Raw genomic sequence first — 23337 nt, forward strand, 5'->3', positions numbered from 1 at the left:
GGAACGTCCTCGGTACGTACCGCTCTTAGCGAGCTACTTGTGGATCGCCGGGAGACGACCGAGCATGGCACAGGTCAGCAGGGTTCCCGACCGACTGCGCCCGATAGACGAACGAATCCTCCGCCTGCTCGACGCCGAGGGGATGTGCGTTCGCCTCGACATCGAACGACGGCTCTCGCTGTCCGGTTGCGTGACCGCGAGTCGCTGTCGCCTCCTCGCGGAGCGCGGACTCGTCCGGAATTCGAACTGGTGTTGCTACGAGATAACGGAGCGCGGACGCCGCCGCCTGCGGCGAGGTCGCGAGTAGACGCACTCAGGGCCAGTCGTCGCGCACGTCCTCCTCGACCGTCCGCTCGTCGTCCGCGTCCTCCGTGGCGAGCGTCCACTCCGCCGCCTCCGCCGCGTCCTCGACGTGGAGGAACTCCCAATCGTGCGCTTCGGCGAGTTCGCGGTCCTCGTCGGTCGTTCCGACGAAGACGTGACGGTCGGTGTCGAACTGGGCTTTCACGCTGTCCAAACTCTCGGCTTTTCCTTTCGGTCCGGAGAAGAAGTCCTGCCGAATGCGGTTCTTTCGGGTGAAGTTCGTCACCACGTAGGTCGGCTGGTCGGAGATGACGCCGACGTACCGCGTCCAGCGTCGGGCGTCCTCGAACACCGTCCCGGGACTCGACAGCGTCTTGAGCGCCGACAGCTCGAACGCCAGCGTCATCTCTCCGCTTCCGTTCATGTTCCTACTTCCAGTCTTGCCGGAGAAAACGGCTTCGGTTACTCCGCTCCGTCGCGCTCAGACGACAGTGACGCGGTAGTAGTCGGTGAACACGACGGTCGTGTCCGTCGTGACTTCGTCGGCCAACCGGCGAGTCGTCGGGACGACGGCCTCCTCGCCGTCGCACTCCGCGACCACCTGCTGGAGTTCGTCGGAGAGCTCGTCGAAGTGACGCACTCGCGTCTCGGGCGAGACGGTGTCGGTTCGGCGGACGACGAGGGTGCTCGTCTCTCCGGTCGGGGGGGACCCCACGCTACTTGTCGTGTTCGAAGCCATTGATATATGTTACCAATTGTCGCAATTCATCTTAAAGCTTCCGGCGGAATCGTCGGAAGGCGGGGAGGTCGGCTACGCGAGGAGAACCCGATAGTAGTCGGTGAACTTTACGAACTCGCCGTCGCGGAACTGGAGAGCCGTCTCTGCATCGATGTTCTGTTCGCCGTGTTCGACGACGTTCGGGAAGCGCTGCTTGGCGCAGTGTTCGAGTTCGTCGTAGTGCCGGACGCTCGCGTCGTCCGGAATCGTCTCCGTCGGTTCGACCGTTATCATCGGGTTCACGTTACCACAGACCGTTACTGGTCTATGGTAACAAATGACTCGGCACCGCTTAAACCTTACCGTCGTTACAAATATTTCTATCGCGCCGAATCGGGAGCAATACGGGTACGACGCGAGAACCGTCGCGGGAACGACGACGAATCGGTAGATCGGATCCGGGAACGAATCCGCGCACTTCCCCGCGATACCGCGGTTCGAAAATCGGTTCGACGCTACTGTTCCTGCGGGAGCGCCAGTTTGTCGGGGTCGAACTCCTTTTCGAGGAGGATGTCCTTCTGGTCCGCGACGTCGACCTCCTTCCGGATGAGGTCTTTGTACTTGCCCTGCGGGGCGATGTCGCCGATGAGGACGCCGCCGATGAGTTTGCCGTCCTTGAACGCCAGTCGCCGCCACTCGGTGTCGCTGTACTTGCGCTCGCAGTCGTCGTCGCCGAGCGTCGGGAAGCCGAAGCTGAGGAACGGGAAGTCGAAGTGGGTGATGGAGTAGGAGGTGACCCAGCGGAACTCCTCCGCTTCGTCGTCGGCGACCATGTTCTTGGCGGCGATGACGCCCTGCTGTTTCGCGCTGCCCCACGACCCGTTCTGCGTGTACTCGCCGAGGATGACGTCGTAGAAGCGCGTGATGTCGCCCGCGGCGTAGATGTCGTCCACGCCGGTCTGCATGTACTGGTCGACGACGACGCCGTTGTCCGTCTCGACGCCCGTCCCCTGGAGGTACTCGGCGTTGAAGTTGAGACCGATGGCGATGCCGACGAACTCGCTGTCGTACTCGTTACCGTCCGCGTCCAGCGTGGCGACGACGTTCCCCTCGTCGTCGGTCTCGAAGCCGTTGACGCCGCTCTCGAGGACGGGGGTGACGCCCTTCTCTTCGAGCGCGTTGTGAATTATCTCCGCGCCCTCCAAGCTCAGACCGTAGCGCCACCAGCGGTTACCGCGCATGATGTAGTGGGCGTCGACGTCCTGTTCGCCGCAGATGGCGGCGAGGTCGATACCGAGGAGGCCGGCACCGACGACGACGCCGGTCTCTGCCTGCTCCGCGTGTTCCGCGATGCGGCGGGCGTCCTGGAACGTCCAGAAGTGGTGGATGCCGTCGGCGTCACTGTTGTCCACGGGAAGTTGGGTCGGCGTGCCGCCGGTGGCGACGAGCAGTTTGTCGTATTCGAACGTGCCGCTGTCGTGGGTGTGGACTTCGTGCGCGTCGGGGTCGACGTCCGTGACGAACGTGTTCAGTTCGAGGTCGATGTCGCGCTCCGCGTACCAGTCTTCCTCGTGTATCGAAATCGGCGCTTCTGGGAGCTTCCCCTTGGCGAACTCCTTGATGAGAATTCGGTTGTAGAGGGCTTCGCCCTCGTCGGTGATGACGGTTACGTCGGCGTTGGGTTTCGCTTCACGGATCGTCTCCGCGGCGGAACTACCCGCGATACCGTCACCGATAATCACGTACGACTCGCTCATGTGGTGGAACTTCTTCGTCGGGGTTAAAGTGGGTTGCTATCTCGAAATCGTGTCGACGGACGACGGACGCCGCCGCCGGGGTAGTCGGGACGTTGAAGGCGCTCGCGTTCCAACTCCCGACCATGAAGATCCGTCAGAACGCTCGTCACTTCGCCTCGAAGAAGGCGCTCGAACTCCCCGTCGTGGGGGACGCGGTGAAACGGAAGCTGGTGGACATGCACACCGACATCTTCCTGAACAAGGCCGACCCGGACCACCGCGAGGAGCGCCGCGAGCACTTGGACGCCTTCTTCGGCGCGACGATGGACACATATCTCGCGGCCCTGCAGGAGGGCGCACCCGAGGCCGAGGCCCGCGAAATAACGCATATCCAGGCCAACTTCGACTTCTTCAACCACGGCTGGACGGAGATGATGGAGTTCCCGAGCGACGAACTCGGCGACCACTACGACCGGTACGAGACGTTCTTCTCCCGCCACGGCGTCACCATCGCCGACCCCCTCGGCGAGTTCGCGCCCGCCGACGGCGTTCCGGAAGCCCCGTCCACCCCCGAGAAACTGGACGACCCCGAGCACCCCTACGCGGAGGGCGGCTTCGCCGACGACGTGTACGTGCAGGGCGACGACGGCGAGATTCGCGTCGGTGGACAGGACGAACCCGAGGACGTGAGCGTCGACGACGCGCCCGGCGCCGACGAGGGCGAAGCGTAGTCGGTCCGCGATTCGAGGAACAAGAGCGTCGTCGACGAGTCGAAGCGCGGTCGGCGCTTCGAACTCACTCCTCTTCGCGCTCTTGGAGGCGAACGGTCACCACCGGAACGGTGGCCCGCCTGACGACCTTCTCCGTGACGCTGCGGCGGAGCGGGCGTAGTATTCCGCGCTGACCGTACGTTCCCATCACGATGAGGTCGATATCCTGATCGACCGCGTACCGGAGGATCGCGCGGTGCGGTTTCCCCTCGGCGATGGAACCGGCGGTCGTTCGGACGTCCCGCGCTTCCGCCCGGCGGATGACGTCCTCCACCATCTCCTTCGACTCTCGCTCGTACTCTTCGAACATCGCCTCGCGCTTGTCTCCGTCCTCCCGCTCGCTCGTATCGACGACGGAGACGGTGTAGAGGGCGGCGTCGTACGTCTCCGCCAGGTCGAGGGCGTGCGGAATCGCGTTCTCCGCCGCTTCGCTCCCATCTATCGGAACGAGGATTCGTCGGTACATGCTACCGCGTCGTTCGCGACTGTCGTGCATAGAGATGTCGTGTATTCGACCGTACCGTACCCCCACTTAGAACAACGCGGGGACGTGTCGATGATCGGTGGCGACCCCACCGGTGGAGCGATTTCGACCGAATCACTCGAGCGACTCGGTTCCCTCCGCCGCCTCGACCGAGTCGGTCCGCTTTTCGGTCTCTCCCCGCCACCGCTTTTCCCCCTCGTACTCGGCGAGGCGGTCGCGGACGCGGTCTTTGAGGTCGTCGTCGTTGACGTTCACCTCGAACGCGTACCCCTCGTCGCGGTCGCGAGTGCGTTCGACGTTCGCGCTGACGAGTTCGTTGTCGAAGTACACCGGCGAGACCTTCGTCATGACGCGTTTGTACACCGTCTCCTCGACCGTGCGCAGCGCTTTGCGCCCCGCCGTGTCCACCGCCCGCGTCGCGCGTTCGAGGGACTCCTGTCCCTCCTCGATCGCGTCTTCCACGTCGCCCTCCGCGAGTTCGGCGACCGTGTCTCTCAGTTCGTCCCCCGCCGCGTTCACGTCCTCGCTCGGCGATTTCCCGGCCTTTTCGCCCTCCCCTTCCGACGGGCTGGCCTGCTCCGCCGCCTTCTCCGTTACGTCCTCGCCGAGGCGTTCGTGCACCTTCGGCCGCCACTCGTTCCACTCGTCGAAATTCGAACCGTCGACGCCTTCCTCTTCGAGGGCCCTCGTGATGCGCTCGCCGTGCTCGACGATAGCGACCCAGTCCCCGCGCTCTTTGAACCCCGCGACGCTCTCTTCCATGGTACAGAGAACGCCGGCCAGTCGTTTCTACATTTTTGACGATTCCCGAGGGAGAGGGCGTTAGCGTAATCCGCGGCGGCGAAGCAACATCGCGGTGCCGGCGAAGGGAGGGCGGTCACAACGTCTCCACCGCCGTCAGCAGTCCGAAGGCCAGAACGAACGAGAGGAGCAGCGAGACGATCCAGCCGAGGACGGTGTAGAGGATTTTCGCCCTGCTGATTCGCTCCCCGCCCGCGGCGTAGCCGCTTCCGACGATCGAACTCACGATTATCTCGTTGAACGAGACCGGCACGCCGAACAGCACCGCGGTCTGTGCGATGGCGAACGCCGGAATCAGCGCGGCGGTCGCCCGCCGCGCCCCGAGCGAGGAGAAGTCCCGAGCGAGCGCCTTTATCATCCGCGGCGCACCCATCCACGCGCCGAACATGACCCCGAGACCGCCGAAAACGAGGACGACGAGGAGCGGCAGTTCGAGCGGCGTGAGCATCGGGACGAGCGGGCCGACCGCGAGTCCGACTTGGCTGCCGCCCGCCGAGAACGATACGAGCGCGCCGATGCCGAACAGCAGGTGCCGCTGACCCCGCCCGACGCTCGCCCGAACTTCCGCCAGCAGGACCAGTCCGACGACGGCGCCGACCGCCAGCGTCACCCCGACGAGTCCGACGGTCGGCGAGAGGGGAAGTTCCTCCGAGAGAACCGCCGCGATGGACGCGCCGCCTTCCGCGGGCGCGAGGAGGGTGAACGGCGAGTTCGCGAGGATGAGCCCGACGAGTCCGCCGAAGAGCGGAATCGTGTACTCGTCGGGCACGTCGTCGCGGCGAATCAGTCGCGCGAGACCGTACGCGCCTCCACCGCAGACGAACGGCGTTACGATCCACAGCGACAGAATCTGCGCGTACTTCCCGTACGCCGGCCGCCCGCCGAGCGCGAGTCCGACCCCGACGACCGCCCCCGTCGCGGTGAACGCGGTCGCCAGCGGGTAGCCCGCGAAGATGCCGACCGCGACGAGACCCGCCGCGACGACGAGCGCGATAACCGCCGCCGTCGGCGAAATCGCCACGCCTTCGATCAGCCCCGCCGCCATCGCTTCCGTCACGTTCGCGCCCTGTAACACCGCCCCCGCGATGCCGAACGCGCCAGTGAAGAAGGCCGCGCGCATTATCGTCATCGTTCGCGCACCGACGCTAGGAGCGTACGGTGTCCATCCCGCCCCGACGGTCCACGCCATGAAGAAACTGGCCGCCGCTCCGACGACCAGAAGGAGCAATCGCTCGACCCCCACCATGGATGTCACGTTGGCGACGAACCGTCAAAAATCCGCGCACGGAATCGCCCTTTCGGCGACGACGCGGCACCGCTCGCCGACCGAGGACGGTTTTCGGTTATCTCGGACTCACGACTTCCTTCTTCCCGGCGATTCTGTCGGCGCACTCGTAGCCCGCGACGATGCCGCCGTTGAGGCTGCGCTCCGGATACTGCGCCTTGCTCGCCATCCCGGCGTAGTAGACGCCGTCGGCGATGTCGTCGCCGAGGTCGAAGGGGACGACCATGTCCAGATAGCCGCGCTCGTAGACGGGCGCGGCGCGGGGGTTGCGCGCGAGGCGGAACTCCTTCACCGAGTCGCGGTTCCAGTCGGGGAACATCTCCTCGATGTGGCCGAGCCACAGCTCCTCTATCTCGTCGTCGTTCATCTGCCAGAGGTCCTCCGCGTAATCCTGGATGTAGCTCGCGACGTAGAGGAGGCGGTCGCCGCCGTACCGTTCCGGCGGGACGTAGTTCGTGTGTTCGATGAGCGCGCCGAAGGGCGCGTCGTGGCCGATGTTGAGCCAGTAGGTGTCGGTGAGCGACTCCTCCATCGTCACGAGCGCGCAGACTGCACCCTGGAAGTCGATGTCGCACTCGTAGCCGGTCAGGTCTTCGAGGACGTTCGGCATCGCCGCGACGACGACGTCGTCCACGTCGTGCGTCTCGGTCGTCCCGCCGTCGGCGGCGGTCGCGACCTCGGTGGTCCCCATCGCTTCCGTCGTGAGCGACCGCACCTCGCCGCCTTCGGTGTCGAGGTCGGTCACGCGCACGCCGGTCGTGATGTTCTCCTCGCCGACGTCCTCGACGAGCGCGTCGATGAGCCGACCGAACCCGCCGCGGAGGTAGCCCAGCGGTTCGCCGCGAAGCAGGTCGCGCTCCCCGCGGAACTTGATTCGTCCGAGGAGCCACGCGGCGCTCACGTCCTCCTTTCTGCTCCCGAACTTCGCGTCGAGCAACGGTTCGAAGAAGTTCTCGTAGACGCCGCGGGAGGTGTGTTCGAGCAGGAACCGCTTGATGGGAACGTCCTCGAAATCCTCGAGGCGCTCGTAGCTATCGAACTTCGGAATCCCGCCTCGAACGTCGATCTCCTGGGTAAGCAGGGCCAACCGGAACTTGTCGTAGGCGCTCATGTGCGGGTACGCCAGAATCTCCCACGGCTTGTCGAGCGGGTGGACGACGCCGTCGACGTAGTAGGCGTTCTTCCCGATGGGCCACTCCAAGTCGCCGCCGAGGCCGAGTTCCTCGATGAGGTCGATGATGGTCTGCTCGGACGCGGAGAGGTGGTGGTAGAACTTCTCGATGCGGTCGCCGTTCGTCTCGTAGGTCGCGGCGAGTCCGCCGAGTTCGTCGCTCGCTTCGAACACCTGCACGTCGTAGCCGTGCCGTTGGAGGCGGCGGGCGGCTGCCAGTCCGGCGATTCCTCCCCCGACGATGCCTATCATGCGCGACAGGTTCGGCACCCGGCGGAATACGTGTTACGACCGCGCGATTTGAAAGGTACAGCTATCTTACAGGTACCGATTCGTCGGCGCGAGTACCCCGTCGCGATTCCGAAAATCGGCGCACGCTTTCCCCGCGCCCGGTTCGCCGCACTTCCGACGCCGTCACTCCGACGAACCGTCCGCTTCGCCTTCCGACTCGGCGACTTCCTCGCGGAGCGTCCCGACCTCCGCGACCCGCTCGGCGTGGGCGTTGTGCTGGTGGATGGACTCGTCGTTGCTCTGTTTCATCGTCACCACCGCGTCGTCCGGCAGGTCGGGGAACGACTCGACCACGCCGTGGGCCATGTCGCGCACGCAGTCCTCGACGAACTTCGCGTTGGCGTGGGACCGGTAGGTCATGTGGTCCTCGTCGGGGCGCTTTGCGAGGTTGTAGATGCGCGCGCTCATCGAATCCCGCGCGACCTCGATGAGTTCGTGGAGGTCGACCTCCGGCGCGTCCGCGCTCTCGACCGTCAGCGTGGCGTGCCCGCGCTGGGAGTGTCCGGCCTGCGGCACGTCGCGCAGGAACTCCGCGACCTCCCGCTCGCCGACGCCGAGGTCGCGGAGTTTCTCCCTCGCGCGTCCGCTCATCATGCCCTGCGAACAGGGACAGACCGTCATGCCGGTGACGCGCGCCCCGATTTCCTCTTTCGTCTCCTCCGCCGTGGCCGTGGCGCTGGCGACGATGTCCACCATGGCCTGCGTCGGACGCTCGCTCTCGGGCGTCGTATCGCGCACCATGAACTCCGCTTCCATGCTGACCTCGGCTTTCGTCGTGTAGTCGTGCTTCTCCAGCAGGCGCTCCGCGGCGTCGCCGCAGACGTCTTCGACGCGGTAGGTCGGCTCGCTGACGGCGTCCTCGAGCACCTCGTCGACGACCTCCATGTTCCGGCTCATGTCCGCGCCCTTGCGCCAACTCGGCAGGTCGACCAGCACGTCGAACTCGGCGGTCAGGACGTAGGGTCGCTTGTCGGGCCGGGCGATTTCGACCAGCTTTTCGACCCCCGTCACGCCGACTCGGTTCAGCCCGACCGTCACGTCGGGTTCCGTCGCCTGCACGTCGGGAAGTTGCTCTTTCATTGTCCCTCTGTTGTAAGAGGCGGAATTAGAGGTTTGCGCTTCCGGCACTCAGTCCAGTTTCGAGAGCGCCTCGAAGAAGTTCGGCGACGGTCCGGCGATTCGGGCGGGTTCCGACGCGAGCGAGACGGTGACCGTCTCGGGCGGGTCGATTCTGGCTTGCGTTCCGTCGCTTCCCACCACCGCGAAGGGTGCGTTCGTCACCCGAATCTCGACCTCGTAGCCCAGTTCGAACACGAGCGGCGGCATGGGGTCGGTTCCGCACATCTCCGTGAGCACCAATCCGCCCACGCTGGGATGGACCAGCGGACCGCCCTCGCCGAGGTTGTAGGCCGTGCTCCCGGTCGGCGTCGAGACCAGCACGCCGTCCGCGTGCCCCTCGCTGTACCGCACGCCGTGGACGCGAACCTCGTAGTCGAGTCCCTGTCCGTGTCCGCGCTGTGCGCCCTGCACGACGATTTCGTTCAGCGCGGGGTGCACCGACCACTCGCCTTCCCCCGTCGCGCGAAGTCGGGGAACCTCCCGCGACGGAATCTCGCCCGACTCGCGGTACGTCTCCACGACCGTGCGCACCTCGTCGACCGCGTCCTCCGGCGTGACGGCGTTGAGAAACCCCACTTCGCCGAGGTTCACGCCCAGTATCGGCGTGCCCTTCGCGCCGCTCGCGGCGAAGAGGAACGTCCCGTCGCCGCCGATGCTCACGACGAGGTCGTTTTCGGCCATCCGCGACACGTCAACTCCGTCGGTGTCCAGGCGCTCGGCGGTCGCGGCGTCGATGCGAACCGTCACGTCCTCGTCTCGGAGCGTCTCCCGCAGTCGCTCTGCGAGTGTCGCGGCCCGCTCGTTGCCTCTCTGGGCGACGATGCCGACGTTCATCACCCCCCCGTTCTCTCCGGGCACGCAAAAAGCCGCCGACACCAACATTAATTTGCACCGGGTTCCAGTGACAGGACGATGAGAATAGTCCCCCGCCCGGCCGACGCAGTGAACGCGAGCGGAACCAGCGCGGGTCGCGTCCGGGAGCCGTGCGGGCCGAGGGTGGTGACGCCGTGACCGAGGACGACGACTGGTTCGAGGCCGCACTCCGCCGGGACGACGGAAGCGAGGACGAGAGCGAGGGCGACGGCGATGATTCGCCGGAATCGCCGGAGTCGATGGCGGACGACACCTCGGAACCGCCGGCGGACGGAACGACCGACGTCCCCGCGGACGATCCCGCGACGGCCGGCGCGAGCGCGCCGACGGCGTTCGGTACCGACGACGCGACGGGGTCGGACGGGGACGCGCCGCTGTTCGACGACGACTTCGCGACCGCGTTTCGGAACGCGCCGGGGACGGGACTCGACGACGAACCGGACTTCGGCGGCGGGTTCGGCGACGCCGGCGGTCTCGACGCCGGGGGATTCGACGACGAGGACTTCGAGTCGAACATCCCGCGAGTCGACGTCGGAATCGAGGGTCTGGACGGCATGATTCAGGGCGGCGTTCCCGAGCGAACGCTGATGGTCGCCATCGGCAACGCCGGGACGGGGAAGACGACGTTCGGACTCCAGTTTCTCGACCGCGCGCTGTCGCGCGGCGAGAACGCCGTCTACATCACGCTGGAAGAGAGCCGGGAGCGAATCCTCGACAGCGCGACGGAGAAGGGCTGGCCGTACGACCGGTACGTCGAGGACGGTCTGCTCGCAGTCGTCGACGTGGACCCCATCGAGATGGCGAACTCGCTGTCGAGCATCCAGAGCGAGCTCCCGGAACTCGTCCGCGACTTCGGCGCGACGCGCCTCGTCCTCGACTCAGTGTCGCTCTTGGAGATGATGTACGAAGACCGCGCGACGCGCAGGAACGAGATATACGACTTCACCCGCAGTCTGAAGGAGGCGGGCGTGACGACCATGCTCACGAGCGAGGCGAGCGACGACAATCCCTACGCCTCCCGGCACGGCATCATCGAGTACCTCACCGACGCCGTGTTCGTCCTCCAGTACGTCCGCGGCGCGGACGACTTCCGGGAGACGCGCCTCGCCATCGAGATTCAGAAGATTCGGGACGCGAACCACTCCCGCGAGATAAAGCCCTACGACATCACGAACGAGGGAATCAGCGTCTACCAGCAGGCGAATCTCTTCTAGCGACCTTTTCCCCGGTCGAGGGCCGAAGCTGCCGAAATCGCCATCGCCCCGAAGTTCCCTCGAATCTCGCTCACCGCACGACGGTCACCGGCATCGGCGAGCGCCGAACGACCGTCTCCGCGACGCTCCCGAGCAGGATGCGCGAGACGCCCGAGCGCCCGTGGCTCCCCATGATTATCTGGTCGAAGTCGTTCTCCTCGGCGTACTCCACGATTGCTTGGGCCGGCCGCCCGAGTTCCGTCGTCGTCGAGAGGGTCGCGCCGTACTCGGCCGCGGTCTCCTGCGCGTCCTCGAACAGCGCCTCGGCGCTCTCCTTGGACTCCTCGTACCACTCCTCCGAGTACCCCGGCATCCCGACCGTCGAGGTGTAACCGACGTCGATGGGGTCGATGACGTTGATGACGGTGATATCCCCGTCGGGAAACTCCGTCAGCACGTATTCTAGCGCCTTCTCGGACTGCTCCGATCCGTCTATCGGCACGAGAATGCGTTTGCTCATGAACGAACCGACGAGCGCCTCGGATAAAGTGTTTTGTCCGCATCCGAACGCGCTGAAGACGACTCGCTTCGAGCGCGCCGAAGGAATCCGCTCCCGTCCGAATCCGCCCCCTTCGGTTCCGCCTCGATTCAGTCCCGTCCGTGTCGGGTGACGCACTTCGAGAGTCCGATGAGCTCGACCGGCTCCGAGTTGTCGGGCGAGTAGACGACCATCTGGCCCTTCTCCATGTACGGAACCTTCTTCTCCAGGTTCGGCGGGATGTTCACGCTCTTGATGGCGTCCTCGTCGCCGAGATTCAGCACGACGGTCGTGTTTATCTGTTTGAACACGGAGTCGGCGATGTCCTGGGGATCTTGCGTGATGAGGAACAGCCCGAGTCGCTCCTTGCGTCCCTGCTTCGCCGCCTCCGTGAACTTCCCGATAACCTTCTCGGCCTGCACGCTCTCCGCGTCCGAGAGGAAGTTGTGCGCCTCGTCCATCCCGATGACGAGCGGCGTCCGCTTGATGCGGTCGAACCGCGGCGCGTTCGAGAGCTTCTCGTCGACGAGCAGGCTGGCGACCGCGAGCACCACCATCTCCTTCGCGCGACTCGTCGGCAGGTGGTACGTCGGAACGACCGACAGCCGGCCGGCGCGGACGAACTGCGGGACGAGTTCGGTTATCGAGTCCGCGGCTTGGTCGAAGACGCTCCCGGGGACCGACAGGGCGCGCCGCTTCACCGCGTCGAACGTGGCCTCGTGAACCCGCCCGCTCTCGTCCAGTTCCTCGCGCAACGCCGGGTCGTCGAGGTACGAGAGGAACTCCTCGTACGTCCCGCCGTCGCCGCGACTGCGGAAGAATCGCTTGAGCAGGAGGCGGAGCGCGCCGTACTGGTTGTCGTTGAGTTTCGCGCCCGCGACGAGCCACGGATTGTCCTTGACCATCGAGAACGGAATCGTGAACTCGATCTGCTCCGCGTCGTGGTGGCTCGCGGAGTACGACTCGCCGCCGACCTTCGGGACGAACGCGACCGTCCCGTCGTGCCCGCCGTGCGAGACGCCCCCGCGTTCCCACGCGCGCTCGTCGTCGGACGTGACCTCGGGATTGTCGTCGTGCATCTGGGCGTACTCGTCCTGCGGGTCGAACTGGACGACGGCCATCCGAGCATCGCGCCCGTCGTCCATCGGATAGGTGCGCGCCTCGGACAGGTACTGGCGGAGGATGTTCTTCGCGCCGTGGGTCTTCCCCGACCCCGTGCCGCCCGCGACGAGCGTGTGCCGGAAGACGAGCGGGTCGCCCGACTCGTAATCGTCCTTCACGCGGTAGTCGATGGTCGGCGGTTCCGCCGCGGTTCGAACCTTCTCGCCGCCGACCGAGAGGTGGCCGAGGAACACGCCCTCCTCGGGAATCTTCAGCCCGGTCTTTATCTCGCGCTTGTCGCTGGCCCGCCGGACGACCGCTTCGGGTTTCGGCACGCGGTCGGTCATCCGCCGTTTCAGCTCTCCCCCGTCCTCGAACAGCACCGCGATGGGCTCCAGCGACGCCATGAACTTGTAGTCCGTCTCGTCTATCGACTCGCTTCGCATCGCCCGCCGAGCGTGAATCTCCGTGGCGTCGTCGCTGTGGAACTCCTGTGCGTACTCCAGCGTCGTGATGCGACAGAACAGTTTCTCGCCGTCCGGGTAGGGGACGAGCAGGTACTTCCCGATTCGCACGTCGCCGCGGTTCGGCGCGGTCACGTAGGCGCGGAGGCAGGTTTCGTCGCCGTCTTCGCCTATCGCCAACCCCTCGGACACCGCGAGACTGCCGATACCGCGGTCGTCACCGACCGGGTCGAGTTCGACGCGCTCGAACTCGTCCGCTCCCCGCCCGTCTTTTCCTTCGGTCTCCGGCGCGCTCCGTTCCCCTTCGTCGCCGGAATCGTTCCCGAAGTCTTCGAAGTTACTTAAATCGCTCATGCGCCTGCCATCTCGGTCGCACGTGAAACACTTTTCGCACGATTTCGAGACGAGGTGCGAGTTCGGACGCGACGGAAATGTGACAGTCGGTCGGCGACGACCCTCGCGAGAGGCCCCCACTTTCCTTTTACCGCTCCGCGCCGTACCTCAACCCATGCTACTCGTTCGCGGCGAGGCGGGGGGAACGACCCTGACGGGGACGGTGTACGAGCGGGGCGAGCGCGCCCCCAGGTTCAAAGGTGCGCCGAACGAGGACGCCCCCTACGTGTGGGTCTGCGACGAGTTCTATCAGGTCGAGAGCGGCGGCAGCGCTCAGACCATCGCCGGAAAGGAGGTCAACGTCGCGTTCGAGACGCCGATGCCGCGCGGGTTCGACACCCGGGAGCAGGCGCTCGACGCCGCGGAAGACCACGTCCGAACGCAGTTCGCGCGAATCGGTATCGACGCCGAAGACGTGGAGGTCACGGTGGAGAAGAACGACCCTCAGTAGTTGAGGCCCCACCGGATGTCGTTGTAGTTCCCGTCCAGTTCGCTCTCGAACGACGCTTCGAAGCTCTTTATCAACGACAACGCGCTGTTTCGGCCGATTCTGGCCAGCGAATCGGCCTTCGAGATGACCAGCGGGGGCCCCTGCGCGACGGCGACCTCCCGAAGAACCTGTCGCTCGATTCGCCGCCGCCGGTCCTCGTCGTCCGTGAAGACGCGCGGCGCTTCGACCTTGTAGAGCAGGTCGCGCCGGGGATCGTAGACGACGCAGAACGTCACCTCGTACCGCTCCGGAGCGAACTTCCGTTCGACGTAGCGGTCCGCCTCGTCGCTTCCGAAGAAGGCGTCCGACCCCGCCCGGGAGACGAACCAGTTCGTCAGCGTCAAATCGTCGGTCCGTCGCTCGTACTCCCCGTCGACGTACTCGCCGCGTTCGAGAACCTGCGAGAAGAACGCGGCGTCGTGCGCCCACGGCGTGTTCACCTTTTTCTCCCGGAGCGTTCGGATTATCGACTTCGCGGAGATGTTCTTGACGAACCCCGCGAGCGGTACGTCGCGCTCGGCGAACCGCTCGACCAGTCGAACGTAGTTTTCGAGGATGGTTCGTATCTCCTCGGACTCCTCGAAGAGGTCGGGGAGCACCGCGCCGCGGTCGCGCCAGCGGATGATACCTTTCGGGTACACCGGTCCGTCCAGCAGCAGGAAGTCGTCGACTTCGTCGGCGTGGTCGAGCGCGTGGCGACTCTCGGCGCGGTACAGCGCGAGCGCGTGGACGATCTCCTGTTCGTGCTCGTCCCTGCGCGGCGCGTGGACGATGCGACGCTTGCTCCCCTCGCCGTAGGACTCCCACTCGCTGCCGAACTCGCGCGAGACGTCGTTCGTGTGAATCGCCTTGACGACCGTCCGGGAGTCGTGGAGGTCGAGGTCGGACGGCGTGCGACTCATCGCCGCGTGGGCGACGTCGACCACCAGCCCGTTTTTGAACACCTTCGGGTTGATGCTCCCCGAGTCGAGACCGTGCATGGTCGGGAACTGCTCGGCTTCGAGGGCGAGTTCCTCGACGTTCGCGCACCGCCGTCGCAGTTCCCCGAGCGGTCGAAGGATCTCCTTCCCGTCGTGGTAGAGCGGGTCGAGGTAGTTCTCCCACACGTTTCGGGCGAGTTCCTGGTGGTTGCGCTCTTCCCCCTCGTAATCTATCCTGTCGGCCAGTTCGGCGATACCGTCGAAGTGAACGGGGTCGAGAGTCATGCACGCCCCATCCCACCCGACCCCGAAAAAAGGTCGCCTTTCGGAACCGTTCGGGTGCGCATCGAACTACTCGCCCGGAGTCGCGCGTTCGTCGCGTCTTCGTCGGACGATGACGCCGTACGCGAACGAGAGTCCCGCGAATCCGCAGAGGACGATGACGGAGGCGTTCGGTATCGACCCGTCCGGAAGGTTGCCGTGCGCCACGCTGAGTTCGATTCCCCCGGCGAAGCCGAGGAACGCGCCGCTGAGCGAGCGGTAGGCGGCGTGCCCTCGGGTTCGGTACCGTCGGACGGTGGTGCCCGCGAGTATCGCCCCGAGGGCGATCAAGAGCGCGGTCCAAAGCGCGCCCGTGCCGAACGGAAATTCCATCGTTCGCTCATTTACCGTCGGGAGAGATAAGTCCCATTGGTGACGGATTACTGCGGAACGTTTTCTGGAGAACCGACAATCGACGGTTTGGAAGTTCCGCAGGGTGACGGATCGGTCGGTTCCGCCGCTCTTACTCCAGACTGCGGGCTGCGCCCCGCGTAAACGACGGATGTGACTCGGAGGTAAATTTTTGGAAACCGCGCTGAAAGTTTGGCTGGCAAAGCGGGATCTCGAACAGAAGGAACCGGCGACCGAAGTCGACGTCTCGCGACAGACGAGCAATGCGATCGAAAAGGGACGACACGACCCGTCGCTCGAACTGGCGGCGTATTTCGATTGCCGGATCGTTTGGCACCGGTCGGGGCTGTTTCACCCTGAGTCTCGGCGACCAATCGTCCTCGCATGCTGGGCGATGGTCACTCGCGTCTTGTCAGCCATCACAGTGAGCCGAACGGATTCGTCGCTAGCCGCCCGAAAGTCATCGACCAATCGATGCACGAGATCAGTCTCCACCCTTTCCCTCCAGCGTACGAGAAATTCGACAGCCTCACCCTTACAGACGGCAAGTAACATTAAAATCACCCGAGACGTTTCAGAACTAACGGACCAACCCCGCCCATAATGTTATCTCACGATACTTTTCCGGAACACTTGATCGATGATCTCTAACGTCGTCTCACGGGCCGTATCGACGTCAAGGGACAAATCCGCGTTTTGCGCTCCGTCGACCGCTGCTATCAAAAAGGTCGCAGTTGCTTCTGGATCCACCGGACGGAACGTCTCGTTGCGAATACCCTCTTCGATGATATCTGCGAGGAGGTCGATTCTGTACCGGTGGTTTCTGGTGAACTGCCGACGAAGTTCCGCGTCGTACGCCGCGAGGGCTTGTAATTGGTTGATAGCCAGATAGTAATGCCGACCGTGCTCGTCGACTCCGTTCGGTCCGTACGCAAAGAAGTTCAGCGCGGTCCATAGCTGTTCTAGCGGACCGTCCTCCTCGTCGATCCCTATTAGGCGTTGCATTCCTTCAAGGATGTGATCGAGCAACGACCGCAGCAGATCGTCTTTCGACTCGAAGTAATAGTGCACCAATCCTCGATTTTTACCCGCTCGTTCTGCCACCTTTCGGAGGGTAAGGTTCTGGTAACCCTCTTCTGCCAGCACCCAGACCGTTGCCTCCATAATCATCTCTTCCGTTTCGAATTCATCCCAAAACGAATCCCCTGGTTCTGGCATATTTCGCTATAACTGCCGCACGAAGGTTAACATACGGCTTTGTCGCCGCTGTGGGTCGCAAAGGTTATACCAGTAAACGACCTACTCGGATTTAGCCAAGCGGCTAAACTTGGCAGACAGTGGAGATCCAGAAATGATTGAGAACCTCTCGATGGTAACCCGCGTAGTAGAAGATCAAGATGCCGCGATCGAGTTCTACACCGAGAAGCTCGGTTTGAAGAAAACAGGTGATCACCCCGGACCGCACGGCCGGTTCGTTACAGTCGCTCCGGATGGAAAGAATCGGACTGAACTCATCCTCATTTCCCCGGACGGATTTGGCGATGAGGAACGGGACCGACTTACCGAACAAATTGGTCAAGATTGGGGGTTGATCTACGAGGTCGACGACTGTCGACGAACGTACGAAGAACTTCGATCACGCGACGTAGAATTTCGGAGTGAACCCCAGGAGATGGATTGGGGCGTCCAGGCCGTCGCGACGGATCCGGACGGAAACGAGATCGTACTTCAAGAACGCCCCTACGCTCGATAAAACAACCGACGAGATCACTACTTCCGAATCCTTTTCTAGAGCATCGTTCCGTTGTGTAACGTTAAATAGGGCGCCTCGTGAGGCGACGTTCTCGACAGCGTACGTTTGAACGCGAAACAACGAGTTCGCCCCGCCGATTCTCGTTCGTGGGACGGGAGGGGAATCGTTCAAAACCGATCCGAACTAACGGAACGAAGCGGCAAGACCGGATTACGCGGTTCCGCGCCCTCGTACCGCCGAACCACGCTCTCATAACTAAGCCCTCGCGGAGCGTCCGTTGAGACGAGGTAGAGCCATGACGACAACACAAGACAACGAGAAACTTCACCGGCGTATCACCGAAGAGGTCTGGGAGAAACACGACTTCGACGTCATCGACGAACTCGTCGCCGACGACTACGCCCTCCACGACCCGTCCATGCCCGAACCGGTTCGCGGTCCCGAGGGCTATCGGGAGATGGCCGAGATGGGTGCCGGCACCGTGGACGGTCCGATCGAGATAGATCAGCTGATTTCGACGGACGACTACGTCGTCGCGCGCTGGACGCAGCGGGGCGCTCACACCGGGGAGATGGCGGGGATCGAGCCGACGAACGAGGAGGTAACCGTCACGGGAATCGACATCAATCGCTTCGAGGACGGAAAGCTCGCCGAGACCTGGTCGGAAGTCAATATACTGGGTATGCTCATGCAGATCGGAGCGGTTCCGGAGGACCTCTTTTCCGACGCCCCGCCGGCGGACGACTGAGTCGGTCGTCCGCCGGCCGACCGCGTTCGGTCGAAGGATAGTTACCGCGGGCCGACGACGATTCGCCCATGAAAGCGGGACTCATCGTGCTCGACGGATGGGGACTGGGAAGCGAGGACGGCGGTCGAAACGCCATCGAAGCCGCCGACACGCCGAACTTCGACCGCTTCGCACGCGAGGGGGCGTACGGGACGCTCAACGTGACCGGTCGCCGGGTCGGTCTGCCGGAAGGCCAGATGGGCAACAGCGAGGTGGGCCACCTCAACATCGGCGCGGGGCGAGTGGTGAAACAGGAGTACACCCGCATCAGCGACGCCATCACGGCCGGCGAACTCGGCGAGAACGAGGCCATCGACGGGGCGTTCGAGTACGCCCGCGAGAACGACGGGCGCGTCCACTTCACGGGGCTCGTCAGCGAGGGCGGCGTCCACTCCGACCAGGAACACCTCTACGCGCTCATAGAACTCGCCGCGGACCGCGACGTCGAGGCGGTCACCCACGCGTTCACCGACGGGCGCGACACGCCGCCCGAGAGCGGGGAGGAGTTCCTCGGCGAGTTACAAGGCGTCGTCGACCAGCGTGGGACCGGCGAGGTCGCCACCGTCTCCGGGCGCTACTACGCGATGGACCGCGACCAGAACTGGGAACGCACGAAGCGCGCCTACGACGCCATCGTGAACCGCGAGGCCGAACACGAGGCGAAAACCGGGGTCGACGCGGTCCGCGAGTCCTACGAACGCGGCGACACGGACGAGTTCGTCGAGCCGACGCTCGTCTCCGGCGGCCCCGCGCTCGACGACGGCGACGCGGTGATATTCTTCAACTTCCGCTCCGACCGCGCCCGACAGCTCACGCGGATGGTCGCCGACATCGACCCCGTCTGGGAGTTCGAGACGCATCCGCCGGACGTGCGGTTCGTGATGTTCACGCAGTACGACAAGGAGTTCGACCTGCCGGTCGCGTTCCCGCCGCACCAGCCCGAGGATACGCTCGGCGAGGTGCTCGCGGCGAACGGACTGACCCAGCTCCGCATCGCCGAATCGGAGAAGTACGCCCACGTCACCTACTTCCTGAACGGCGGGCGCGAGGGCGAGTTCGACGGCGAGATACGCCGCATCGTCGAGAGTCCGGACGTGCCGACGTACGACCTGAAACCCGAGATGAGCGCAGAGGAGGTGACCGACACGGCCATCTCGGTCGTCGATTCGGACGACCCCGACGTGCTCGTGCTGAACTACGCGAACCCGGACATGGTCGGCCACACCGGCGACTTCGACGCCGCGGTCGCCGCGGTCGAGGCGGTGGACGAGCAACTCGGGCGGCTCGTGGAGACGCTCCAAGCCCACGGCGCGCACGTCTTCATCACGGCGGACCACGGCAACGCCGACGACATGGGGACGCCGGAGAACCCGCACACGGCTCACACGTACAATCTCGTTCCCCTCGTCTACCTCTCGCCGGACGGGAGCGACGGCGGCAGAACGGTCAGGGAGGGCGGGTCGCTGTGCGACCTCGCGCCGACGCTCCTGTCGGTCATCGGGGTGGAACGACCGGAGGCGATGACGGGCGAGCCGCTCCTTCGCTAGTAGCGGAGCACCCGCGTGTCGATGGCGTCGCAGCGCGGGCAGATGTGCTGGTAGTGAACCTCCCCGCCGCGCGCGGTGACGCGCCACTCGCCTTCGTCGTCCACGAAACCGCACTTCGGACACCTCCGCTCCGTCTTCTCGTAGTGTTTGCGTAGCTTGACGAAGGGGGAACGGCTCTGGTCGACCGCCATGTGGCAAGCTATGTCACAGCACGACATAATTGTAACGATTATTCTGGCAGTTATCTTTTGTCGGCGCACGTCACGATGGCGGTAGGCTCGACCGCACCCGCTCCCTCTCCCACCCGGCCGCGAATCAGAACAGCGCCCGGTGCAAGTCCGCGAACACCTCGTCGCTCGCCGCCGCGAGGAACAGGTCGCCCTCGTTCGCCAACCGAGCGCCGCTCGCTTCCGCGAGCAGCCATCCGGCGTGTTGTTCCACCTCGTCCGGACGGAAGCAGACGACCGCTTCGAGCTTTCCGCGAGCGAGCAGGCCCCAGTCGAGGACGGGTGCCCAACTCTTCCAAACTCGCTTGCAGCGCCCCGCGAGCGTCTCGTCGAGGTCCGCGGTTCGCGCCCGGAGGTCGTCGTCCCGTACCGCGTCGAGACCGAGGACGAACGACACCGTCGCGTGGTCGCTCGCCACGCTGCTTTCGGCGCGCGTCGGTTCGCCGTCGAACGTGGCCCGCCCGTCGCGGGCGACGTAGGTGTGACGGTGGAGCGGTTCGTGGACGACCGAGAGGACGGGGTCGTCCTCGCGGAGCAACGCGATGGCGCTCCCGAAGTACGGGATGCCCGAACAGAAGTTGTTCGTCCCGTCCAGCGGGTCGACGACCCAGCGGTAGGAACTCTCGCCCGACAGTTCGCCGGACTCCTCGGCGAAGACGGCGTGGTCGGGATAGGCGGCGGTCAGGATTTCGAGAATTCGACGCTCCGCCTCGCGGTCCGCCGTCGCTTTCACGTCGTCCGCCCCGTGTTCCGCGTCGTGCGATTCGCGCTCGAACTCCGCGACGAGGTACTCGCCCGCGGTTCGACACGCCCGAACCGCCGTTTCCTCGAACGAGTTCATACGAATACGTTTCACCCGAGCGTCAAATCTACCCCGGTTCGTTCCGACGGACGCGAGAAAACCGACGAAACCTCGACGAACGTCACCGACGGACGTGTCGGACGCATCCGACGAGCATGAGCAGGCAGCCGTACAGGTGCAGGGTACCGACCGTCAGAACCGGTTCCGCGACCGCCACCGCGTCCGACGAGAGCGGCGTGACGGCGACGAACCGGCGGACGCTGACGAGCGTCATTTAGTCGTTCCGTCCGTCGAACACCACGTCGCCGTCCACGACCGTCATCGCCACGTCGATGGTCTCGATGTCGTCCGGCGTCTCCCACGGCGAGCGGTCGAGCGCGACGAAGTCCGCCTTCTTGCCCTCCTCGACGGTTCCGAGTCGGTTCTCGTCGAACCCGGCGTAGGCCGCCCCGAGCGTGTACGCGCGGAGCGCCTCGGTCACGGAGAGTCGCTGTGATTCGACGGGCGCGTTGACGGCGTGGTGAACCCCGAGCAGCGGGTCGAGGGGCATGCAGTCGCTCCCGAACGCGAGCGCGGCCCCCGAATCGAGCAGGGTTCGGAATCGGTTCGTTCGCTCCCTGCGTTCCGGGCCGAGTCGGTCGTCGTACAGACCGCCCGCCCGCGCCCACTTCAGGAAGTTCGGCTGAACGGAGGCGACGACGCCGGACTCGGCGAAGCGTTCGACCTGCTCGTCGGTCGCGAGTTCGACGTGCTCGACGCGGTGGCGCATCGCGCGCGGGTCGTCGGTCGCCTCGAACGCGTCGAGGGCGGCTCCGATGGCCTCGTCGCCGATTGCGTGCGCCGTGACCTGCAATCCGGCGTCGTCGGCGCGGGCGACGAGTTCGTCGAGTTCCTCGGGCGGGACGACCCACTGTCCGGTTCCGTCGCCGTCGGCGTAGGGCTCGGAGAGCTTCGCGGTTCGTCCGCCGAAACTCCCGTCGGTGAACGTCTTTATCGCGCCCGTTCGGACGAACTCGCTCCCGTGATTCGTCCGGAGTCCGACCTCCTCGACCGCCTCGACGTGGTCGCTCCAGTAGTTGAGCCGCACCCGCAGGGTGAGGTCGCCGTCGAGGTCGAGTTCCCGGTACACCTCCGGCGCGCGCGACCGACGCACCATGTCGTGGACGCCGGTGACGCCCTTCTCGTTCGCGTCTCGCTGCGCCGCGAGCAGGAGTTCGCGCATCGTCTCGGCGTCGGGTTCGATGGCCTCGTAAACCGCTTCGACGGCGTCCTCGACGATGACGCCGGTCGCCTCGCCGTTCTCCGTTTTCACGTCCTCGTCCGGCATCTCGTCGCCGAGTCGCGCGAGCACTTCGCCGTTGACGGCGGCGATGTGCATGTCCTCCCGGAAGGCGACGACCGGTCGCGTCTCGCTCACGGCGTCGAGGTCGTCGCGGGTCAGGTAGCGCGATTCGTCCCACGTGCTCTCGTCGAACCCGTAGCCGAGTATCCACTCGCGGTCGTCCAGTTCGGCGAGCAGGTCCACGCAGTCGGCGGGCGAGTCGGCGTCCGAGAGGTCGGCGTTGACGAGGTAGCTCCCGACCGTCGCCATGTGGGTGTGCGCGTCGACGAACCCCGGCAGGAGGACGCGCCCACCGAGGTCGACGACCTCGGTTTCGACGCCCTCCAGAAAGCCGACCTCGTACGCCGAATCCACGCGAACTATCTCCCCGTCGCGGACGGCCACCGCCTCCGCCGTTTCGTCGGGGTCAGTGAGACTGTGTACCTCCGCGTTGGTGAGAATCAGATCCGCTGGCGCTGTCATGGTTCCGTGGTGTGTTCCGACGGCGATAACTGTTCGGGGTTCGGCAGAAGCGATTTAAATTCTCAGTACGACTACAGAATCGATGCCCTCGAAGTTCTCCGTCGTTCTCGCCGTTTTCGTCCTCCTCGCCGGTTGCAGCGACACCGGCTTCCTCGGTCGGAAGACGACCGACATCGTCTCCGAGAAGAAGCCCGAAGAGCCGAAACTCGTCGGGTCGTCAGCTACCGGCGGCAACTGCGCCAAATCGCCCGCGCACCACGTCGAAGTCGAAACGAAAAACGAGGACGGACGGCGGTATATCGCCGTCTCCGGAAACGTGAGCGTCCCGGACGCGTCCTACGTGCTCGACGCGCCGAACTTGACGGAAACCGGTTGGGGGAACTACACGCTTCGGGTTTCCAGCCGTCGAACAGCGAAGAAACCGGAACGCGGTTGCGCCGCGCTGGCGAACTACACCGCGACCGTCCGGGTTCCGGACGGCGGCCCGCACGAATCGTTCGCGCTCACGGTCGTCCACGACGGCGAAGTCGTCCGCCGGGTGAACGTCACGAGTCGGTGAGAACGGAGGCTACGCGAAGTCGTGATAGTAGACGAGTTGCGGCGCGGTGCCGCCCGTGAACAGGTCTTCGACCCGTTCTTCTATCTTTTCGAAGTCGTTCGACTCCAGGAACCGCCTCCCCCGCTCGTTGTCGGCGAGAACGGGTACCGATAGCTGCGTGAATCCGCGCTCCCGAATCGAGTCCTCGACCGCCTCGAGGAGGGCGGTGCCGATACCTTCCCGCCACCGGTTCGGCGCGACGTAGAGTCCCCGCAAGACCCCTTCGCCGACGGAATCGACCCGGGTGGCCGCGTCGACGTGCGCGAAGCCGACGAGGTCGCCGCCGTCGACGGCGGCGACGAGCACCGCGTCGTCGTCCGCCATCGCCGATTCGAGTCGTTCGTCGCTGAACCGCTCCCTCGCGGTCGCTTCGCGCTCTCTCTTCGGGAGGAAATCGTACGCTTCGCCCACCGCTTCGCGCGCGATCCGACGGATCTCCGGAACGTCGGTCGCCGTCGCTCCCCTCGTTTCCATGGTGGTCGTTCTCGGACGGGAGA

Annotated in this window: 28 protein-coding genes and 1 pseudogene; 9 read left to right on the forward strand and 20 right to left on the reverse strand. The window is 64.9% G+C overall.

The genetic code is table 11. The annotated features are described in order from the left end of the window. The first annotated feature begins 64 nt into the window (after nt 1-64). On the forward strand, nt 65-307 hold the full coding sequence (locus LIX00_RS12780) for a hypothetical protein (protein WP_227353570.1): 243 nt from the start codon (nt 65-67) through the stop codon (nt 305-307). A gap of 6 nt (nt 308-313) precedes the next feature. Here the strand turns inward: LIX00_RS12780 and LIX00_RS12785 are convergent, their stop codons facing one another. The 4 genes from LIX00_RS12785 to LIX00_RS12800 all read right to left on the reverse strand — a co-directional run bounded on the left by LIX00_RS12785 (nt 314) and on the right by LIX00_RS12800 (nt 2778). Next, complete coding sequence (locus tag LIX00_RS12785; protein ID WP_227353571.1) at nt 314-727, reverse strand: DUF7124 domain-containing protein; 414 nt, start codon at nt 725-727, stop codon at nt 314-316. 57 nt (nt 728-784) lie between these two features. Then, nucleotides 785-1018 carry a DUF7979 domain-containing protein gene (locus tag LIX00_RS12790; protein WP_227353572.1) on the reverse strand — a complete coding sequence of 78 codons (234 nt, stop codon included), beginning with the start codon at nt 1016-1018 and terminating at the stop codon, nt 785-787. A gap of 96 nt (nt 1019-1114) precedes the next feature. Beyond that, complete coding sequence (locus tag LIX00_RS12795; RefSeq protein ID WP_227353573.1) at nt 1115-1315, reverse strand: DUF7979 domain-containing protein; 201 nt, start codon at nt 1313-1315, stop codon at nt 1115-1117. Nucleotides 1316-1536: 221 nt separating this feature from the next. After that, complete coding sequence (locus LIX00_RS12800; RefSeq protein WP_227353574.1) at nt 1537-2778, reverse strand: NAD(P)/FAD-dependent oxidoreductase; 1242 nt, start codon at nt 2776-2778, stop codon at nt 1537-1539. Between the two features lie 122 nt (nt 2779-2900). Here LIX00_RS12800 and LIX00_RS12805 point away from each other — a divergent pair, with 122 nt between their 5' ends. Beyond that, entirely contained in the window at nt 2901-3488 is a 588-nt protein-coding gene (locus LIX00_RS12805; RefSeq protein WP_227353575.1) for a DUF6149 family protein, read from the forward strand. A gap of 64 nt (nt 3489-3552) precedes the next feature. On the opposite strand, the gene LIX00_RS12810 is transcribed toward LIX00_RS12805, so the two are convergent. The 6 genes from LIX00_RS12810 to LIX00_RS12835 all read right to left on the reverse strand — a co-directional run bounded on the left by LIX00_RS12810 (nt 3553) and on the right by LIX00_RS12835 (nt 9512). Further along, entirely contained in the window at nt 3553-3993 is a 441-nt protein-coding gene (locus LIX00_RS12810; RefSeq protein ID WP_227353576.1) for a universal stress protein, read from the reverse strand. Nucleotides 3994-4125: 132 nt separating this feature from the next. Continuing rightward, nucleotides 4126-4773, reverse strand: a complete 648-nt coding sequence (locus tag LIX00_RS12815) for a DUF5828 family protein (RefSeq protein WP_227353577.1) — start codon at nt 4771-4773, stop codon at nt 4126-4128. A 115-nt stretch (nt 4774-4888) separates the two neighbouring features. After that, a complete protein-coding gene (locus tag LIX00_RS12820) occupies nt 4889-6058 on the reverse strand; it encodes an inorganic phosphate transporter (RefSeq protein WP_227353578.1) in 1170 nt (389 codons plus the stop codon). A 97-nt stretch (nt 6059-6155) separates the two neighbouring features. After that, a complete protein-coding gene (locus LIX00_RS12825; RefSeq protein WP_227353579.1) occupies nt 6156-7520 on the reverse strand; it encodes an NAD(P)/FAD-dependent oxidoreductase in 1365 nt (454 codons plus the stop codon). A gap of 162 nt (nt 7521-7682) precedes the next feature. After that, complete coding sequence (mptA, locus tag LIX00_RS12830; RefSeq protein ID WP_227353580.1) at nt 7683-8639, reverse strand: GTP cyclohydrolase MptA; 957 nt, start codon at nt 8637-8639, stop codon at nt 7683-7685. A 48-nt stretch (nt 8640-8687) separates the two neighbouring features. After that, entirely contained in the window at nt 8688-9512 is an 825-nt protein-coding gene (locus tag LIX00_RS12835) for an NAD(+)/NADH kinase (RefSeq protein ID WP_227355703.1), read from the reverse strand. Nucleotides 9513-9685: 173 nt separating this feature from the next. Between LIX00_RS12835 and LIX00_RS12840 the strand changes: the two genes are divergently transcribed. Continuing rightward, a complete protein-coding gene (locus tag LIX00_RS12840; RefSeq protein ID WP_227353581.1) occupies nt 9686-10765 on the forward strand; it encodes a KaiC domain-containing protein in 1080 nt (359 codons plus the stop codon). A 70-nt stretch (nt 10766-10835) separates the two neighbouring features. Here LIX00_RS12840 and LIX00_RS12845 read toward each other — a convergent pair whose 3' ends face one another. After that, nucleotides 10836-11264 carry a universal stress protein gene (locus LIX00_RS12845; protein WP_227353582.1) on the reverse strand — a complete coding sequence of 143 codons (429 nt, stop codon included), beginning with the start codon at nt 11262-11264 and terminating at the stop codon, nt 10836-10838. A gap of 128 nt (nt 11265-11392) precedes the next feature. Next, complete coding sequence (locus LIX00_RS12850) at nt 11393-13201, reverse strand: ATP-binding protein (protein WP_227353583.1); 1809 nt, start codon at nt 13199-13201, stop codon at nt 11393-11395. Between the two features lie 154 nt (nt 13202-13355). Between LIX00_RS12850 and LIX00_RS12855 the strand changes: the two genes are divergently transcribed. Next, nucleotides 13356-13691, forward strand: a complete 336-nt coding sequence (locus LIX00_RS12855) for a DUF7113 family protein (RefSeq protein ID WP_227353584.1) — start codon at nt 13356-13358, stop codon at nt 13689-13691. On the opposite strand, the gene LIX00_RS12860 is transcribed toward LIX00_RS12855, so the two are convergent. Next, nucleotides 13685-14935: a DNA double-strand break repair nuclease NurA gene (locus LIX00_RS12860; protein ID WP_227353585.1), complete on the reverse strand. Its 1251-nt coding sequence runs from the start codon at nt 14933-14935 to the stop codon at nt 13685-13687. The genes LIX00_RS12855 and LIX00_RS12860 overlap by 7 nt on opposite strands. Before the next feature lie 66 nt (nt 14936-15001). After that, nucleotides 15002-15304: a hypothetical protein gene (locus LIX00_RS12865; protein ID WP_227353586.1), complete on the reverse strand. Its 303-nt coding sequence runs from the start codon at nt 15302-15304 to the stop codon at nt 15002-15004. 190 nt (nt 15305-15494) lie between these two features. Between LIX00_RS12865 and LIX00_RS26120 the strand changes: the two are divergent. Then, nucleotides 15495-15683 (forward strand): annotated as a pseudogene (locus LIX00_RS26120) (helix-turn-helix transcriptional regulator); the annotation flags it as partial. A gap of 245 nt (nt 15684-15928) precedes the next feature. On the opposite strand, the gene LIX00_RS12870 reads toward LIX00_RS26120, so the two are convergent. Next, the gene (locus LIX00_RS12870) at nt 15929-16540 is read right to left on the reverse strand and encodes a TetR/AcrR family transcriptional regulator (RefSeq protein WP_227353587.1); all 612 of its coding nucleotides are present in this window, start codon (nt 16538-16540) and stop codon (nt 15929-15931) included. 133 nt (nt 16541-16673) lie between these two features. On the opposite strand from LIX00_RS12870, the gene LIX00_RS12875 reads away from it, so the two are divergent. The 3 genes from LIX00_RS12875 (at nt 16674) to gpmI (ending at nt 19409) form a co-directional block, all read left to right on the forward strand. Continuing rightward, entirely contained in the window at nt 16674-17075 is a 402-nt protein-coding gene (locus tag LIX00_RS12875) for a VOC family protein (RefSeq protein ID WP_227353588.1), read from the forward strand. A 295-nt stretch (nt 17076-17370) separates the two neighbouring features. Continuing rightward, the gene (locus LIX00_RS12880; protein WP_227353589.1) at nt 17371-17823 is read left to right on the forward strand and encodes an ester cyclase; all 453 of its coding nucleotides are present in this window, start codon (nt 17371-17373) and stop codon (nt 17821-17823) included. A 68-nt stretch (nt 17824-17891) separates the two neighbouring features. After that, a complete protein-coding gene (gpmI, locus tag LIX00_RS12885; RefSeq protein ID WP_227353590.1) occupies nt 17892-19409 on the forward strand; it encodes a 2,3-bisphosphoglycerate-independent phosphoglycerate mutase in 1518 nt (505 codons plus the stop codon). Here the strand turns inward: gpmI and LIX00_RS12890 are convergent. From LIX00_RS12890 to LIX00_RS12905, 4 genes are all read right to left on the reverse strand, one after another. Further along, nucleotides 19406-19600, reverse strand: coding sequence for an HVO_0649 family zinc finger protein (locus tag LIX00_RS12890; RefSeq protein WP_227353591.1), 195 nt, complete (start codon nt 19598-19600; stop codon nt 19406-19408). The two genes, gpmI and LIX00_RS12890, sit on opposite strands and share 4 nt — an antisense overlap. Before the next feature lie 124 nt (nt 19601-19724). Next, the gene (locus tag LIX00_RS12895; protein WP_227353592.1) at nt 19725-20477 is read right to left on the reverse strand and encodes an inositol monophosphatase family protein; all 753 of its coding nucleotides are present in this window, start codon (nt 20475-20477) and stop codon (nt 19725-19727) included. Nucleotides 20478-20559: 82 nt separating this feature from the next. Further along, nucleotides 20560-20712, reverse strand: a complete 153-nt coding sequence (locus LIX00_RS12900) for a hypothetical protein (RefSeq protein ID WP_227353593.1) — start codon at nt 20710-20712, stop codon at nt 20560-20562. After that, nucleotides 20713-22242, reverse strand: coding sequence for an amidohydrolase (locus LIX00_RS12905; RefSeq protein WP_227353594.1), 1530 nt, complete (start codon nt 22240-22242; stop codon nt 20713-20715). An 82-nt stretch (nt 22243-22324) separates the two neighbouring features. Between LIX00_RS12905 and LIX00_RS12910 the strand changes: the two genes are divergently transcribed. After that, nucleotides 22325-22801 (forward strand): hypothetical protein, encoded by a 477-nt coding sequence (locus tag LIX00_RS12910; RefSeq protein WP_227353595.1) that lies wholly within the window; start codon nt 22325-22327, stop codon nt 22799-22801. A gap of 9 nt (nt 22802-22810) precedes the next feature. Here the strand turns inward: LIX00_RS12910 and LIX00_RS12915 are convergent, their stop codons facing one another. Beyond that, entirely contained in the window at nt 22811-23314 is a 504-nt protein-coding gene (locus tag LIX00_RS12915) for a GNAT family N-acetyltransferase (RefSeq protein WP_227353596.1), read from the reverse strand. Nucleotides 23315-23337 lie beyond the last annotated feature (23 nt).

Source organism: Haladaptatus salinisoli, assembly GCF_020614375.1.
GTDB classification, from domain to species: Archaea; Halobacteriota; Halobacteria; order Halobacteriales; family Haladaptataceae; genus Haladaptatus; species Haladaptatus salinisoli.